Below are 15,613 nucleotides of genomic sequence, written 5' to 3'. Positions count from 1 at the left end.
CGCCGATTTCCGTGTCCGTGCCGCACGCATCATGAGAGCTCCTTCGACCAGTTAATGGCGTTGACGTAGACGCCGAGCGGATTGGCTTTCAGCCGGTCGGCATCGCGGGGTTGTTGAATGATGATGGTGAGGATGGCGGTCCAACGCTCGGTGCTGGCCAGGCTGCCGTTCTCGTAACGGCGCTCGGTCCAGGCGACACGAAACGAGTCAGGCGAGGCGCGGATGACGCTCGAGACGTCGATCGCGACCTGGACTTTGCCAACCTTGGCAAAAGGATCGTTCAGGCGGGCGTAGTCGTTGAGAGAGGTGGCGCCGCGATCGGTCGTGTAGTCGTAGGCGCGCAACCAGTTCTGGCGCACAATGACAGGATCGTCCGCTATGCTGCGCACCTGCTCAATGAAACGGGCGAGATGCCATGCGATCTGCGGATCTGTGGGCTTGAAGTCGGCCATGGCCGGGGTCACGACCTGGGCCTCGCCAACCTTGTCGACCTGGACCACCCAGGGAACGACGGAGCCTCGCGTCGACTGCCACACCAATGCCGCGGCGAAGCCGCCGGCGAGCAGGAGCGAACCGAAGGCCATCAGCCGCCAGTTTTTCGCCTGCACACGGGTCGAGCCAATGCGCTCGTCCCAGGCTTGTGCTGCACGCTGATACGGTGTCTCTGGTTGAGGTGTGTTGCTGTAGCGCACAGAGGGTCGTTTGAACTGATTCATCGGCGGTCGTCCTGATTGAGGGAAACACTCATCGAGCCGCCGCCATGATCGCCGGAGCGGATGGAATGGGCGGCCATGCTGGCGCCATGGCTCATGGTCTGGTCGCGCTTCATGCGGCTGGCCCATGCCGGCGGCGGGCCTGCCACCGGACCCTGAGAACCGAATGATGCCTCCTTAAAGGAGGATTCATTTGCCGCTGCGCCCATGCCGCCGACAGGTGACTGGCCGCCCGTCGCATTCCATGCAGCGGACCGACCGGATTGACGACTGCTGGCTAGAGCCGACGCTGCCCGCGAAATGGCCTCTTTGAATGGCTGAACGGCCGCGCCGGCTCCGCCGGCTCCAGCCCGCGCGACACCGCCGAGACCGGCAGCGACGGCACCCGCACCGCCATGGCCCGACGTTGCAGCCGCGAGCCCGTAAGCCGTCGACATGCTTCCCGCCAAGTGCGCCCCACCACGCGCTGCTGCGGCCGATAGGCGCCCTCCGGAGCCAACAGTACTTGTCGCAGCGCTTAGTCCTGCACGTGCTCCCATGTAACCGGCAGCGCCCAGGCCGCCGGCAGCAAGGCTCGTGCCGACGGCGGCACCCGCGCCGAGTTGCGGGGCACCCGAAACAAGGCCCGTCGCAATGCCCGGGCCGAAGATGGAAAGCCCCAAAAGCGAAAGAGCGCCCAGCACAAGCGACAGCACATCGGTGATCGTGGGTTGATCACCGCCGAAGCCTTGCGTGAACTCCCCAAATAGACCCGAGCCGATACCGACGATCACGGCAAGCACAAGAATTTTCACACCGGAGGCAACGATGTTGCCGAGCACTTTTTCGGCGAGGAAGGCCGTCCTGTTGAACAGCGCAAACGGGATCAAAACAAAGCCGGCAAGGGTCGTGAGCTTGAATTCGATCAGCGTGACGAAAATCTGAACGGCGAGAACGAAGAAGGCGATCAGCACGATCGCCCAGGCGATCATCAGCACGGCGATCTGGACAAAATTTTCGAAGAACGAGACGTAGCCCATCAATTGGCTGGCGGCTTCGAGGATCGGGTTGCCGGCGTCGATGCCAACCTGCGCGACGCGGCCCGGCTGCAGCAGTGCAGAACCGGAAAGTGTGGACCCTCCTGCCCTGAGTCCGAGCCCGGAAAAACTCTCGAAGACGATGCCGGCGAGATGATTGAAGTTTCCAATGATGAAAGCGAAGAAGCCGATATAGAGCGTCTTCTTCACCAGCCGGTGCAGCACATCCTCGTCAGCGCCCCACGCCCAGAACAGGCCGGCGAGCGTAATGTCGATGACGATTAGCGTGGAGGTGAGAAAGCCCACCTCGCCACCGAGCAGGCCGAAACCGGAATCGATGTAGCGGGTGAAGGTTTCGAGAAAGCGGTCGATGACGCCGGTATCGTTCATGTGCGTTAGGTCCTAATCAAAGAAAGGAGTGCTTTGATTTTATTGTCGTTTCTGGTCTCGCAGGGTGAGAGACCCTGCACACCGTGTGGCGCAACATGCGGTGATGAGCAGATGGGTGAGGCGAGCCGGGTGCTTCCGGTGAGCCGTAAATCAGCAGAACCCATCAAAGCCGGACGGGCGGGGACTTCCGACCCTGTACGTGGTCCGGCCAGCGAGCTTGCCATGGCGAGGGAAACCGAACCGATGGTGAACGCCTCGTTACACTCGGACACTCGCCAACTCGGAAGTAGGCGGGTCGGTCGGTGGTGCGAGCCACGGACCTGTGGAGCGTTGGTCCGGGCTATGAGTACTCGGACTGGGGGCGCGCGGTGTGCCGCGCGCCAGCCTCGATATGGGCTTGCGTGGTATCGAGGCCAGAATCCACACGGGGTAAAGTCGGCGCCTAAAGCGGGCGAGAGATCAGTTACGGAACCTAAGAACCTTTCCGTCGCTTCCGGAATAGTCGGACCCCGGATGGCTGAAGCGACCAGCGACCGCGATGGTGAGGGACGGAGCCTTCGTAGTAGTCCGAGGACGGGAAAGCCGTCCACATGGCGAAGGAAGGCAGTGGATGCAGCAAGCAGGCAGGAGGCGGACTGATGTCCAACGAGGTGAATATCTCGTTGGTCCTCGACATGCAGCGCAAGCTGTATCGGTGGAGCAACGAAGACCCCGATAAGGTCTTCGCTGATCTGTTCAATCTCGTATGCGACCGTAGAATCCTGGAAGAAGCTTGGCGAAGGCTGACCCGCAATCGCGGCAGCCAGACACCGGGCACCGACGGGATGACGCGGCGCATGGTCGAACAGCGTCCCGATGGCGCAGCGGGGTTCCTCGATGAAGTACGCGAGGCGCTTCGCAACGGAAGCTATCGTCCCCAACCCGTCAGGCAACGGCTCATCCCGAAGCCCGGCAAACCGGGGAAGTTCCGGCCACTCGGCATTCCAACGCTGGTTGATCGTCTGGTGCAGATGGCTTTGAAGCTGGTCCTGGAGCCCATCTTCGAGGCGGACTTCTATCCGACCTCCTACGGGTTCCGGCGTGGCCGAAGCACCCACGATGCTCTGGCAAGAATCCAGAGGTTCCTTCACCCGACAAAGCGCGGACCCTCGGTCTATCGCTACGTCATAGAGGGAGACATCAAGGGTTGCTTCGACGCCATCGATCATCACGTCATGATGGAGCGGGTGCGAAAACGCATCAGCGACCGCAAGGTGCTGAAGCTGATCCTCTCGTTCCTGAAGGCCGGTGTGATGGTCGAAGGGACCGAACGTCACCCCGTAACCGGATCGCCGCAAGGCGGCATCATCTCGCCGATGCTGTCGAATATCTATCTGACAGCCATCGATGAGCGGTATGGGTGGTGGACTGGCCGCCCCCGCGAACCGAGCATCAACCCGGCCGCCCGAAGGGTCAGAGACCACAAGAGGGGTCGGCAGGTGCTTTACATGGTGCGATACGCGGACGACTTCGTCGTTCTCGTTGACGGTACGAGGGAGCAGGCGGAAGCGGAAAAGCTCGCGCTGGCGGAGTTTCTGAAAACGGAGCTTCGCATGGAACTGTCGATGGAAAAGACCCGGATCACCGATGTCAGGGAAGGCTTCGACTTCCTTGGCTATCGGATGGCGCAGACCAGAGCCTATCGGACACGCCGATGGATCGGCAACCTCTTCATCCCGAAGGGGAAGCTGAACGACCTGCGCTACAAGATCAAGGCCTTGGTGAAAGCCATCTCTACAGGATGGACGCTCGCCGACGTCATCGACAGGCTCAATCCGGTAATCACGGGATGGAGGAACTACTATCGCTATGCCACCAGGGCATACGACAGGTTCAAACAGCTCGACTTCTGGATATGGCAGCGCGTCGGGCGCTGGCTGAGGATGAAGCACGGCAAGGCGGGTTGGCCGACCCTGCGGCGCCGCTATCATCTCAGCGCCCCCGGAAAACGCCGGCAATGGACCGAAGGGCCCAAACGCCTGCGGTTCCTCTGTGACGGAGGGACCATGCGTTACCCGGAACAGCGAATCGAGAAACCGAATGGATGGAACGCAAAATGGGAACACAGGCATCGCGAAAGCATGCTTGACTTCTGGGATGCGTTCGCGCGCCTCAGGCGTGTCTGAGGCCCGCCCACGGGCAAGCAATCGCCCGTGCATGGAGAGCCGGATGCTTGGAAACCTGCACGTCCGGTTCGGAGGGAGGGATGGAGAAACTTGTCTCCGAGAGGGGATGTAGCGCTTCATCTCTACCCTACGGGGTCTTGTCCTCGCCGAGCGAGCGGTCGATACGGCCGAACCGATCGTCGGCCGGCCACGCCGGTTTGTCGCGGTTACCGGGCATGAAGAAGCGGCGTCGGCTTTCTTCCCAAGCCGCCTTGCAGGCAATGTCGCGGGTGGCCTGTTCGCCGAGCGTGCGGCACCGCATGAGTTCCCCGACAAGCGGACCGCCATCGGCATCGGCCGGACGCAGGGTTGGCGGAACGGTGTATTTGTCGTCGTTGCGCGAGATGATGGTGATGGCGACCGCCAGTGCGAGCGCCGTCACCCCGATCAAGCGAGCGGTCGTCTTGAGGTCCATCGGAGAACACCTTAGTCGTGGAACATGCGCACGCTGCTTGGGCCGTAGTTTTTGCCCGCCATGAACCGGCTGAACTGTTCTCGCGCCTGTTCCTGGGCGGCTGCTTGCCTGGCGCCCTCAAGGGCCGCCGCCCGCCCTTGCGCGGCCATCATCGCGGTGAGGTCGGCGACCTGCCTTGCCTGAACGGCGAGAAGCTGGTTGCCGGCTTGCGTCGCCTGCAGAATGCCGACCGCCGACTGGCTGGCGTCGACCGCCGAGCTGGTCTGTTCCCGCGTCCCCTCGATGTTGTCGACGGCGACGGCGCCAGCCTTCAACGAATGCTCGAATGACGAAACTGAGGTCTGCCAGCGTTCGCGCGCGCCATCGACAAGCTGCTGGCTGGAGAGATCCGAACCGAAATCCTCATAGGTCGACTTGAACTGGCTCTCGATGTCCTGGACGCTGTAGGCGAGCCTGTCGGCCTCGCCGAGCAGGGCCTTCATCTGGGAAAAATTGCCCTCGATCTGGCCCAGCAGTGATGTTGGTAGCGAGGTGAGGTTCTTCGCCTGGTTGATCAACATCTGCGCCTCGTTCTGAAGCGAGGTGATCTGGTTCTGGATCTGCTCCAGGGCGCGGGCAGCCGAGAGTACATTCTCCGCGTAATTTCTGGGATCGAAGACGATGAATGCCGACGCTGGGCAGCAGGACAGGACGACGCCGACAGCGACAACAGCAGCAGCAGCCAGATGCCGGACACGGGGACGGTTGGCGACGGCATTCATGACGAAACCTCCTTTGCGGATTGGTCGATGATGTTGGTGAGGTGGGGAACGAGGTCAGCGGCCCAGGACAGGCCGCGATCGGCAAGCCAGGCTGCGAGGAAATGTTCGCGACCGCTCTCGGCAATGATCCGCTCGATTGAGGCCTGATCAGTCTTTGAAGAGGCGGTGCAAAGGGCGAGGGCGATCGGCCCAAGACCCAAATCGAACAGCCGGTTGCCTCTCCGCGACTGGCAGTAATAGTCGCGCTTAGGTGTCGCCCGGGCGACGATCTCGATCTGACGGTCGTTCAGTCCAAAGCGCCGATAGATATCCGTGATCTGGGGCTCGATGGCGCGCTCGTTCGGCAGGAAGAGCCTCGTGGGACAGCTCTCGACGATGGCCGGCGCTATTTTGCTGCCGTCGATGTCGGAAAGTGACTGCGTGGCGAAGATGACGGAAGCATTTTTCTTGCGCAGGGTTTTCAGCCATTCGCGCAGCTGTTCGGCGAAGCCGCCATCGTCGAGCGCAAGCCAGCCCTCGTCGATGATCAGAAGCGTCGGCCGGCCGTCCATCCTCTGCTCCACGCGATGGAAGAGGTAGGCAAGCACTGCCGGTGCCGCACCGGTGCCGATCAGCCCTTCGGTCTCGAAGGCCTGAACCGATGCCTCACTGAGACGCTCATGTTCGGCATCGAGCAATCGGCCGTAAGGACCGCCGATACAGTATGGCCGCAGCGCCTGCTTAAGTGGCGTCGACTGAAGCAGAACCGAGAGGCCGGTTAGCGTCCGCTCTTGGGCCGGTGCTGAGGCCAAAGACGTCAGAGCCGACCAGAGATGCTCCTTGACTTCCGGCGTGACGGGCACGCCCTCGCGCAGGAGAATGTCGACGAGCCAGTCAGCCGCCCAGGCCCGTTCAGGCGTGTGATGAATGCCGGCCAAGGGTTGCAGACAAACATCGCCGACGTCTCCGGACAGATCAGCCAGTGAGAGCAGAGCAAGCGGATCGCCCGACGGATTGCCACCGAGATTCTGCCAGTCGCCGCCCATGGCAAGCACGGCCGCGCGGATCGATCCGCCGAAATCAAATGCAAAGACCTGGTTGTCTGGATAGCGCCGAAACTGCAGCGCCATCAGCGCCAGCAGCACTGACTTGCCAGCTCCGGTGGGGCCGACAACAAGCGTGTGGCCGACGTCGCCGACATGAAGGCTGAACCGGAACGGCGTTGAGCCTTCCGTCCTGGCGAAGAACAATGGCGGCGCGCCAAAATGCTCGTCAATTGCCGGACCTGCCCAGACCGCGGAAAGCGGGATCATATGGGCGAGGTTTAGCGTCGACAGCGGCGGCTGGCGGACATTGGCATACACGTGACCGGGGACACTGCCCAGCCAGGCCTCGACGGCGTTGACGCCTTCGGCGAGGCAGGTGAAGTCGCGTGACTGAATGTTCTTTTCAACCAGCCGCAGCTTTTCGTCGGCAATCGATGGATCGAGATCCCACACCGTCACCGTCGCAGTGACGTAGGCCTCGCCGATCTGGTCAGAGCCGAGTTCCTGAAGTGCGGCATCCGCGTCGGCTGCCTTGTTGGCCGCGTCCGTGTCGACGAGGACCGATGCCTCATTGGTCATCACCTCTTTGAGGATCGCCGCGACGGACTTCCTTTTGGCGAACCACTGACGGCGGATTTTTGTCAGCAGGCGAGTCGCGTCGGTCTTGTCGAGCATGATTGCCCGCGTCGACCAGCGGTAGGGGAATGCAAGACGATTGAGTTCATCGAGAATCCCAGGAAAGGTCGCGGTCGGGAAGCCGATGATTGTGAGCATGCGCAGGTGGGATCCGCCGAGCCTCGGCTCCAGCCCGCCGGCGAATGGCTGATCGACCAGCAATGCATCGAGATGCATCGGTGTCTCAGGAACGCGGACGCGATGGCGTCTGGTCGAAATCGTCGAGTGCAGGTAAGTCAGCGTCTCGGTGTCATCGAGCCAGTCGACTTCGGGAACGAAACCTTCGATCAGGTTGAGCACACGGTCGGTGCGGCCGACAAAACTCTTCAAAAGCTCCCAAGGATCGACGCCGCTTTTTTCGCGGCCTTCGTAGAGCCAGCTCTCCATCCGCGATGCGTCCTCGGCCGGTGGCAGCCAGACAAAGGTAAGAAAATACCTGCTCTCGAAGAGCTCGGGATGCGGCTCGCGATCACCCCACTGAGGCGATCCACTTTCGGCATCACCCTCGAACTGCTCGCGGCGCTCGAGATCGACCAACGCCGAGGCGCCGTCGGGGAAAAGACCTTCCGGATAGTGCTGCGCTGGAAGCCGGACGGCTTCGACGAAGATTGCCCAGCCGGAGCCGAGACGGCGGAGCGCATTGTTGAGGCGTGCCGTCGTGCCGACGAGTTCGGCCGGCGTTACACTGTCGAGATCGGGGCCGCGAAAGCGCGCGGTTCGCTGGAACGAGCCGTCCTTGTTGAGCACGATCCCGGGGGCCACCAATGCAGCCCAGGGCAGATAGTCGGCGAGGTTTTGCCAGCGTTTGCGGTATTCGGTGAGGTTCATCATTGAGAAAGACCTCTCAGCAACCGAAATGGGTGGGATAGCGCAGGTGCCGGCGCACCACGTCGACGAACTGGGCGTCGCGCTTCGCGGCCAGCACGGCAGCGAAATGACCGAGGGCCCAGATGACGATGCCGGCGAACCAAAGACGCAATCCAAGGCCAACTGCGCCGGCGAGCGTTCCGTTGGCGATAGCCACCGCGCGCGGTGCGCCACCGAGCAGAATCGGTTCGGTGAGCGCCCGGTGGACAGGTGCAAAGAAGCCACGGACATCCTCTTCCATCAGATCAGCGCTCCACCGCCGAACGAGAAAAACGACAGGAAGAACGAGCTCGCCGCGAAGGCGATCGACAGTCCGAAGACGATCTGGATCAGCCGGCGAAAGCCTCCGGAGGTGTCGCCGAAGGCGAGCGACAGGCCGGTGACGATGATGATGATCACGGCCACGATCTTGGCCACGGGTCCCTCGATCGATTCGAGTATTTGTTGAAGCGGCTGCTCCCAGGGCATGGAAGAACCTGCCGCATGAGCAGGGACAATCATCATGGCCCCGATCGCGGTAGCAGTGGCGGCGCGCGGGAGGGCCGCGCAAAGCTTAGGGATAGACGATGAAGTGAAGCGGATCTGGTTCATTCTGCAGCTCCATAGAGGACTCGGGACTTACGGTTAGATTGGTCTGGGTTTTGGCTTCGAGCATGCGGTAGTCGCCGGTGACGGGATCGAGCCCGTCAACGAGCGCGATCTCGACGAGGCGACGGGCTGCACCACGTCCTGCGAGCACAGCGACGAGATCAATCGTCTCGGCGATCAGAGCGCGAGGAACCGTGACAACGGCTTCCTGCACCAGTTGTTCAAGTCGGAACAGCGCGCCGAGTGCAGTGCTTGCATGGATGGTACCGATGCCACCGGGATGGCCGGTACCCCAGGCTTTCAGGAGTTCGAGAGCTTCCGCTCCACGCACCTCACCGATCGGGATGCGGTCGGGGCGAAGCCGCAGCGACGACTTAACGAGATCGGAGAGCGAGGTGACGCCCTCCTTGGTCCGCAGGGCCACAAGATTGGGCGCAACACACTGCAGCTCGCGCGTATCCTCGATCAGCACGATGCGATCGGAGGTCTTCGCCACCTCTGCCAGCAGCGCGTTGACCAGCGTCGTCTTGCCGGTCGAAGTTCCACCCGCGACCAATACATTCTTACGCTTTTCAATGGCGAGCCGCAGCACATCTGCCTGCGCACCCGTCATCACGCCGCCGCCAACATAGTCCTGGAGCGTGAACACGGCGACGGCTGGCTTGCGGATGGCAAAAGTGGGGGCTGCCACAACGGGTGGCAACAGGCCTTCAAACCGTTCACCCGTTTCAGGCAGCTCGGCTGAGAGGCGCGGAGCGCCTGAATGCACCTCGGCGCCGACATGATGCGCAACGAGCCGGATGATCCGCTCGCCATCTGCCGGGATCAACATCTCATCGGCGGGAGATAGGCCTTCTTTTAACCGGTCGACCCACAGGCGGCCGTCTGGATTCAGCATCACCTCCACGATTGAGGGATCTTCCAGGAAGCCCGCAATGGCGGGGCCGAGCGCGGTGCGCAGCATGCGCGCTCCTCGCGAGACCGCCTGCCTGCCGGCATTTTGATAGTCTGCCACGATGATCCCCATTTTCTCGGGCGATTTGTTTCGCACCGCTAACGGGGATGATTAGAAGAAGCAGGAATGTGTGCCTGGCAACAACGAAATCGGCAGGCAGCAACGCGACATGCAGAGACTTGCAAAATGCGGTGCGGATGAGCTGGCCGACCGCCTTGGCTTCCCTATCCCGTGTGCGACTCAGCCGTGTCCGAGGTTGATGGAGGCGCAATGTCGTCGGCAATTTCTTGCCTGAGCTTTGGTCCCTTGCTCAACCTGCGCCCGAGCGCATCGACGAAAGCGTCATAGCGCTGCCGGCCTTTCGCGCGCGCTTCAGGCTGAGCGGAGTCAGGTAAGGCCGGGGTTGATGTGAGCCAGAAGCGCACGAATAACGCCAGCGTCTCGATTGAGATACCGAGGTCGCGTTCGACGCGCTGAACGCGTCGGTCGATCTGGTCGAGCCGACTTGTGATTGCCGCCTCTTTACGCTCCTCAGAATCCGGAGACAGAAAAGAGGCGATGGCTGCCTCGGCGATCAGCGACAGGGAGACATCCCTCCTGGCGGCGCAGTCGGCAAGCGCATTCATGACCTCCGGTTCCAGATAGGCTGACAGACGGCGCTTCTTCATCGGGTCAAAGTTCGATTCCGTCTTTGGGATCGAGTGCGGCCTGCCGCGCGGTGCGCCGCATCGTCTGGTCGACCGAACGCCGACGGGCGGCCTCATCATCGGATTCGTCGCGATCAAGGTCGAATTCATCACTGCGCGCCAGCGTGCGATCCGGCGCGATATCCTCATGCTCGGGCAATTCGGGCTCGCGGCGGATACCCCCATTGTCAGGGTCGCTGTCCTGAGAAGCGTCCAATGCAGGCTCTCCTTGCGCGGACCGCACCGTAGCAACCGACAATCCAGTCCAATTATCTGGGCGCAACAGTGCGTCGGTGGTTGCGGGCTTGGGCGGAGGCAGCACGCGCTCGGCAAGCCGCGCATCTGCGAAATAGCGCGCCTTCTTCGCCCGGATCGGAGACAATCCAGAGACCATCACAATGGCATCGGTCGGGGGTAATTGCATGATCTCGCCGGGCGTCATGAGTGCGCGGGCCGTCTCCTGTCGCGAGACCATGAGATGCCCAAGCCAAGGCGACAGACGATGCCCGGCATAGTTCTTCATCGCCCGCATTTCGGTTGCCGTTCCCAGAGAGTCGGAGACGCGCTTGGCAGTCCGCTCGTCGTTGGTCGCGAAACTCACACGCACATGGCAGTTGTCGAGGATAGAATTGTTCGGTCCGTAGGCCTTTTCGATCTGATTGAGGGACTGGGCAATAAGGAACGACTTGATGCCATAACCGGCCATGAAGGCGAGCGCCGACTCGAAGAAATCAAGCCGGCCAAGCGCCGGAAATTCATCGAGCATCAGAAGCAATCGATGCCGGCGATCCTTTGCATGGAGATCCTCCGTTAGCCTGCGGCCGATCTGATTCAGGATAAGCCGGACGAGCGGCTTGGTGCGGCTGATGTCCGATGGCGGTACGACCAGATAGAGCGTCATGGGTTGCGCGTTCTCGACCAGATCGGCAATGCGCCAATCGGACCGGGACGTCACCTGGGCCACAACCGGATCGCGGTAAAGCCCGAGGAAACTCATCGCGGTCGACAGCACGCCAGAGCGCTCATTCTCCGATTTGTTGAGCAGTTCACGTGCCGCCGATGCGACGACCGGGTGTGGACCGGCATTGCCTAGGTGCTTGGTCAGCATCATGGTTCGCAATGTCGTCTCAATCGGCCGCTGCGGGTCGGAGAGGAACTTGGCAACACCAGCGAGCGTCTTGTCATGCTCGGCGTAGAGGACATGCAGGATCGCGCCGACCAGCAGCGCGTGGCTTGTCTTTTCCCAGTGATTTCTGCGTTCCAGCGATCCTTCTGGGTCGACCAGCACGTCGGCGACGTTTTGGACGTCCCGGACCTCCCACGCGCCGCGACGGACTTCCATCAGCGGGTTGTACGCGGCTGACGCAGCATTGGTTGGGTCGAACAGCAGCACACGGCCGAAACGTGCTCGCCAGCCTGCTGTTAGTTCCCAATTTTCACCCTTGATGTCGTGGACGATTGCGCTTCCCGGCCAAGTCAACAGGGATGGCACGACGAGGCCGACGCCCTTGCCGCTTCGGGTCGGCGCGAAGCACAAGACATGTTCCGGACCGTCGTGGCGAAGGTAGTCGAAATCAAGCTTGCCGAGAATCACGCCATTGGCGCCGAGCAAGCCTTGGGCTTCGATCTCCTTTCGCGCAGCCCAGCGTGCCGAGCCATAGGTTGCCACGTATTTGGCCTCCTGCGCTCGCCATAGTGACATGCCGATAGCGACAACAATCGCGATGAAACTGCCGCTTACCGCGATCACTGCGCCTTCAACAAAGACCGTCGGTGCATAGGCGTCGTAGAAAAACCACCACCAGAAAAATGCCGGTGGCGGATAGATCGGTTGGCCGACGAGTTCGACCAATGGCGAACCAAGTTGCTCCTGAAAGCCTAGTCGCCAGGCCGTCCATTGGGTTGCTCCCCAGATGGCCGTAAGCACGATGGTCAAAACAGCCACGATCTGACCCCACAATATTTTTGTCGCTGGCATCATTATTCCCGATTCAAAATTTCGGGAGCGAATGAAGAGCGTACCCACACAGGGAGCGCAACAGGAAAGGCTTCATCGCGGCAACTCATAGTAGCCAGACGTAGAAAGAGTTGCGATCTGCGACCCCCGATTCGTTCTTAGCGAAAAATTTGAAGCAGCCCGCGAAAGCAGTTAGCGACACTCGAATACGCGGAATCGACTGCTTCCCGAGGATTGCCCCGACCGTCGTATCAGACAGGCTTGCGACTTCGACTTTTGTCGGCCGGATCGGATGTTCCACACCGCAGAATTTGCCGCCCGGCGTGGCGGCGAGCGGGAGAGGACCCGTCAGGGCTATTGCTTTGGCCGTATGGCTAGTCCCTCCCTATTAGCGTCCCGTGCGCGGCCGGCCTCGGCTTCATCGTTCTGCTCGCCTTCGGTTCTGGCCTTGATGCCCGCCGCGATTTGATTGCGCCGTTCAGCCTTTGCACCGGTAACGCGTCCATGCATCCATGCCGCGGCGGCGCCAATTACGCCGGTGGCGATCACCAGGATGGTCGGGTTAGAAGACACGAATGCGAGTAGACTTGTCATGAAAATGTTCCCCAGAATATCAAAATTATTACCATCAGAGTTTAGAGAGACGTGCAAAGATTGGTCCATGTCGTTAGAAATCCGCCCCACGCACTTCGCATCGTCGATGAGGCCGTGAACGACGGATTCAGTGACGCCGAGCGTGAGACTGCCGCCGGCCCACCCGTCGGGGGTGGGCCGAACGGTGACAGTGTTGCCTTCGAACGTCAGTGAGCACGGCAGCGGGTGCGGTGCTGCAGGGCGCCCTTTTGCGGAGCCAGGTTGCGGTGATTGTTGCAGTGTTCGCCGGGGCACACCGTCCGTGCTGGCCTTTCTCCGCAGCGTACCCGCAAATGTAGTAGAAGTGGCGGTCGGCGTACGTCACCGGGTCGCCACGAACGATGGCGGCAACAGTGCCGTCATTCTCGCGGCTCACCTTGACGTAGCCGGGATAGATTTGATCCCGCTTGGTGTAAGCACACACGAGTTCGGTCACTGGTTTCCCTTTTAGAAGATGAGGAGGCAATGAAGCCTTCTTCGACGCCCACCAATGCAACGCCCTCGGGGACGAGGCCGCAGTGTATGCCGCGGCCTTACATTTCCACTGACTGGTGTCAGGTAGCGCCTTACAAAAATCCATGATCACGTCCTTCGGCAGCCGGCTGTCCGCGGGTTTGAGCGTCCAAGACGACCAGCGCGTTGGGCGTATCCTCCGCAGATGATGCCGAGCGCCCTAACTAAAGGCATGAATGTTCCATGCCTGTCTTTCCATAACCTGACGGACTGAGAAAAAGGTCGCTACTCGGTTCGCGTAGCAGGCAACTGATGCGTCACCTTCGGAAGTGAAGACGTGACAGCCATTGACTTGGAGGACTACCACTGATGAGCGGGTTCAAGCACGGTCCCCGGCGAACCCTTCGAGAAGATGTCATCCTACACTGGACAAGTCCAAGACTGAAATCGCCAGTTATGGCGGCGCCAGAATAACGGACTGGCCTAGCCCCAGCGCGGTGACCAGCCCAACAGCGTGAGACCTCCCGCCTTGGAATCAGAGCTAGTGAAGCGAACGACCTCAGTTGTGAGTTGCGACCTAATGCAACTGCCCGGCAAGGACATGGTCTGGCGACTAAGCGAGGGCTAGATAACCACCTGCGTCCCGATCTCGACCACGCGTCCGGTCGGAATCTGAAAATATTCCGTCGCGTCCGCCGCCGTCTTCGCCAGGCCGATGAACAGCCGGTCCTGCCAGATCGGCATGCCGGAATTGGGCGAGGCTTTCAGCGAACGGCGCGACAGGAAGAAGGACGTCGTCATGATGTCGAATTTCCAGCCCTGCTTGCGGCAGATCGCCAGAGCGCGCGGGATGTTGGGCTGCTCCATATAGCCGAAGGTCAGCGTCACGCGCATGAACAGCTCGTTGACCGGCTCCAGCTTCACGCGCTCGCTGTCGGGCACGACCGGCTGCGGCGCCGTCACCACCGACAGGATGACGTTCTTTTCGTGCAGCACCTTGTAGTGCTTCAGGCTGTGCATCAGCGCCGTCGGCGCGCTCAGCGGATCGCTGGTCAGGAACACCGCCGTGCCCGACACCAGTTGCGGCTTCTTCTTCAACAGGTTGCCGGCAAGGAAATCGAGCGGGATCTCGTTGCGGCGCGTCTTGTCGAACAGGTAGCGGCTGCCCCTTACCCAGGTCCACATCGCCATCACGATGGTGAACGCCACCGCCAGCGAGGCCCAGCCGCCTTCGAATACCTTGACGATGTTGGAGGCAAAGAAGCCGACATCGATGAAGCCAAACAACGCCGTCAGGCTGAGAGTCAGCCAGGCCGGCCATTTCCAGATGCGGGTCATGATCACATACAGGAGTACTGTCGTCACCAGCATGTTGCCGGTTACCGAAATACCGTAGGCAGAGGCCAGTTTGCTGGATCCGCCGAAACCGACGACCAGCAGCATCACCACCAGCGCCAGCAAGAGGTTGACGCGCGGCATGTAAATCTGGCCGGACTGCCGTTCCGACGTATGCAGGATTTCGAGCCGCGGCAGCATGTTGAGCTGCACCGCCTGCCTGGTCAGCGAATAGGTACCCGAAATCACCGCCTGGCTGGCGATCACGGTTGCCGCCGTCCCCAGCACCACCATCGGGATCAGCGTCCATCCCTGGTTCATCTCGAAGAAGGGATGGCCGACGATGCCGCCATTCGCCAGGATGAAAGCGCCCTGCCCGGCGTAGTTCAGCAACAGACAGGGGAACACGATCGCCAGCCAGGCGAGCACCATCGGCTTGCGGCCGAAATGGCCGAGATCGGCGTAGAGCGCCTCGGCGCCGGTGACGGCCAGAAAGACTGCGCCGACGGTGACGAAGGCGACGTCTGGCGAATGTATCAGGAAGGCAACCATGTAGTGCGGGCTGACCGCCCACAGGATTTCAGGATCGGCGATGATGTGGTTGAGACCGGAGAAGCCGATAGCCAGGAACCAGACAGCGGTCACCGGGCCGAACACCAGTCCGACGCCGCCCGTCCCGAAGCGCTGCGCCGCGAACAGTATGGCGAGAACGACCAGTGTCAGCGGCACGACATAGGGCTGGAAGGCGGGCGTGACGACATTCATGCCTTCCACCGCTGACAACACCGAAATCGCCGGCGTGATGACGGCGTCGCCGAAAAACAGCGAAGCACCGACGATGCCTATTGCCAGGATCAATGCGGAGCGCTTCGGGAAACTGCCGTGCGCCAGCGCCATCAAAGACAGCACGCCGCCCTCACCGCGGTTATCAGCGTGCAGC

13 protein-coding genes are annotated in these 15,613 nt (G+C 61.3%); 1 reads left to right on the top strand and 12 read right to left on the bottom strand.

The window, feature by feature from the left end; genetic code table 11:
• Positions 1–29 precede the first annotated feature (29 nt).
• A complete protein-coding gene (gene trbF, locus ACWGS9_RS28360) occupies positions 30–716 on the bottom strand; it encodes a conjugal transfer protein TrbF (RefSeq protein ID WP_454508348.1) in 687 nt (228 codons plus the stop codon).
• Positions 713–2,119: a P-type conjugative transfer protein TrbL gene (trbL, locus tag ACWGS9_RS28355; protein ID WP_454508347.1), complete on the bottom strand. Its 1,407-nt coding sequence runs from the start codon at positions 2,117–2,119 to the stop codon at positions 713–715. The genes trbF and trbL overlap by 4 nt, the downstream gene beginning before the upstream one ends.
• A gap of 638 nt (positions 2,120–2,757) precedes the next feature.
• On the opposite strand from trbL, the gene ltrA reads away from it, so the two are divergent.
• On the top strand, positions 2,758–4,284 hold the full coding sequence (gene ltrA / locus ACWGS9_RS28350) for a group II intron reverse transcriptase/maturase (RefSeq protein ID WP_454508346.1): 1,527 nt from the start codon (positions 2,758–2,760) through the stop codon (positions 4,282–4,284).
• A 127-nt stretch (positions 4,285–4,411) separates the two neighbouring features.
• Here the strand turns inward: ltrA and trbK-alt are convergent, their stop codons facing one another.
• From trbK-alt to ACWGS9_RS28300, 10 genes are all read right to left on the bottom strand, one after another.
• Positions 4,412–4,738: a putative entry exclusion protein TrbK-alt gene (gene trbK-alt / locus ACWGS9_RS28345; RefSeq protein WP_454508345.1), complete on the bottom strand. Its 327-nt coding sequence runs from the start codon at positions 4,736–4,738 to the stop codon at positions 4,412–4,414.
• Positions 4,739–4,749: 11 nt separating this feature from the next.
• Positions 4,750–5,499 carry a P-type conjugative transfer protein TrbJ gene (gene trbJ / locus ACWGS9_RS28340; RefSeq protein ID WP_454508344.1) on the bottom strand — a complete coding sequence of 250 codons (750 nt, stop codon included), beginning with the start codon at positions 5,497–5,499 and terminating at the stop codon, positions 4,750–4,752.
• A complete protein-coding gene (gene trbE / locus ACWGS9_RS28335; RefSeq protein ID WP_454508343.1) occupies positions 5,496–8,030 on the bottom strand; it encodes a conjugal transfer protein TrbE in 2,535 nt (844 codons plus the stop codon). Before trbE ends, trbJ begins: the two co-directional genes overlap by 4 nt.
• Before the next feature lie 13 nt (positions 8,031–8,043).
• On the bottom strand, positions 8,044–8,307 hold the full coding sequence (locus ACWGS9_RS28330; RefSeq protein WP_454508342.1) for a VirB3 family type IV secretion system protein: 264 nt from the start codon (positions 8,305–8,307) through the stop codon (positions 8,044–8,046).
• A complete protein-coding gene (locus ACWGS9_RS28325; protein WP_454508368.1) occupies positions 8,307–8,570 on the bottom strand; it encodes a TrbC/VirB2 family type IV secretion system protein in 264 nt (87 codons plus the stop codon). Before ACWGS9_RS28325 ends, ACWGS9_RS28330 begins: the two co-directional genes overlap by 1 nt.
• Positions 8,571–8,619: 49 nt before the next feature.
• Entirely contained in the window at positions 8,620–9,618 is a 999-nt protein-coding gene (gene trbB / locus ACWGS9_RS28320; protein WP_454508341.1) for a P-type conjugative transfer ATPase TrbB, read from the bottom strand.
• Between the two features lie 215 nt (positions 9,619–9,833).
• Complete coding sequence (locus ACWGS9_RS28315) at positions 9,834–10,277, bottom strand: CopG family transcriptional regulator (RefSeq protein WP_454508340.1); 444 nt, start codon at positions 10,275–10,277, stop codon at positions 9,834–9,836.
• A gap of 4 nt (positions 10,278–10,281) precedes the next feature.
• Positions 10,282–12,273 carry a conjugal transfer protein TraG gene (locus tag ACWGS9_RS28310; RefSeq protein WP_454508339.1) on the bottom strand — a complete coding sequence of 664 codons (1,992 nt, stop codon included), beginning with the start codon at positions 12,271–12,273 and terminating at the stop codon, positions 10,282–10,284.
• 333 nt (positions 12,274–12,606) lie between these two features.
• On the bottom strand, positions 12,607–12,915 hold the full coding sequence (locus ACWGS9_RS28305) for a hypothetical protein (RefSeq protein WP_454508338.1): 309 nt from the start codon (positions 12,913–12,915) through the stop codon (positions 12,607–12,609).
• A gap of 1,047 nt (positions 12,916–13,962) precedes the next feature.
• The coding region (locus ACWGS9_RS28300) for a potassium transporter Kup (protein WP_454508337.1) at positions 13,963–15,613 on the bottom strand (1,651 nt) is incomplete at its 5' end.

The organism is Mesorhizobium sp. Arg314 (assembly GCF_053714275.1).
The sequence above is the reverse complement of the archived record's forward strand: the minus strand, read 5'-3'. Positions and strand labels throughout refer to the sequence as shown.

Coding starts and splice junctions, on each gene's coding strand:
- trbF (WP_454508348.1), bottom strand. CDS start 716: ATGAATCAGTTCAAACGACCCTCTGTGCGCTACAGCAACACACCTCAA.
- trbL (WP_454508347.1), bottom strand. CDS start 2,119: ATGAACGATACCGGCGTCATCGACCGCTTTCTCGAAACCTTCACCCGC.
- ltrA (WP_454508346.1), top strand. CDS start 2,758: ATGTCCAACGAGGTGAATATCTCGTTGGTCCTCGACATGCAGCGCAAG.
- trbK-alt (WP_454508345.1), bottom strand. CDS start 4,738: ATGGACCTCAAGACGACCGCTCGCTTGATCGGGGTGACGGCGCTCGCA.
- trbJ (WP_454508344.1), bottom strand. CDS start 5,499: ATGAATGCCGTCGCCAACCGTCCCCGTGTCCGGCATCTGGCTGCTGCT.
- trbE (WP_454508343.1), bottom strand. CDS start 8,030: ATGATGAACCTCACCGAATACCGCAAACGCTGGCAAAACCTCGCCGAC.
- ACWGS9_RS28330 (WP_454508342.1), bottom strand. CDS start 8,307: ATGGAAGAGGATGTCCGTGGCTTCTTTGCACCTGTCCACCGGGCGCTC.
- ACWGS9_RS28325 (WP_454508368.1), bottom strand. CDS start 8,570: ATGATGATTGTCCCTGCTCATGCGGCAGGTTCTTCCATGCCCTGGGAG.
- trbB (WP_454508341.1), bottom strand. CDS start 9,618: ATGCTGCGCACCGCGCTCGGCCCCGCCATTGCGGGCTTCCTGGAAGAT.
- ACWGS9_RS28315 (WP_454508340.1), bottom strand. CDS start 10,277: ATGAAGAAGCGCCGTCTGTCAGCCTATCTGGAACCGGAGGTCATGAAT.
- ACWGS9_RS28310 (WP_454508339.1), bottom strand. CDS start 12,273: ATGCCAGCGACAAAAATATTGTGGGGTCAGATCGTGGCTGTTTTGACC.
- ACWGS9_RS28305 (WP_454508338.1), bottom strand. CDS start 12,915: ATGGACCAATCTTTGCACGTCTCTCTAAACTCTGATGGTAATAATTTT.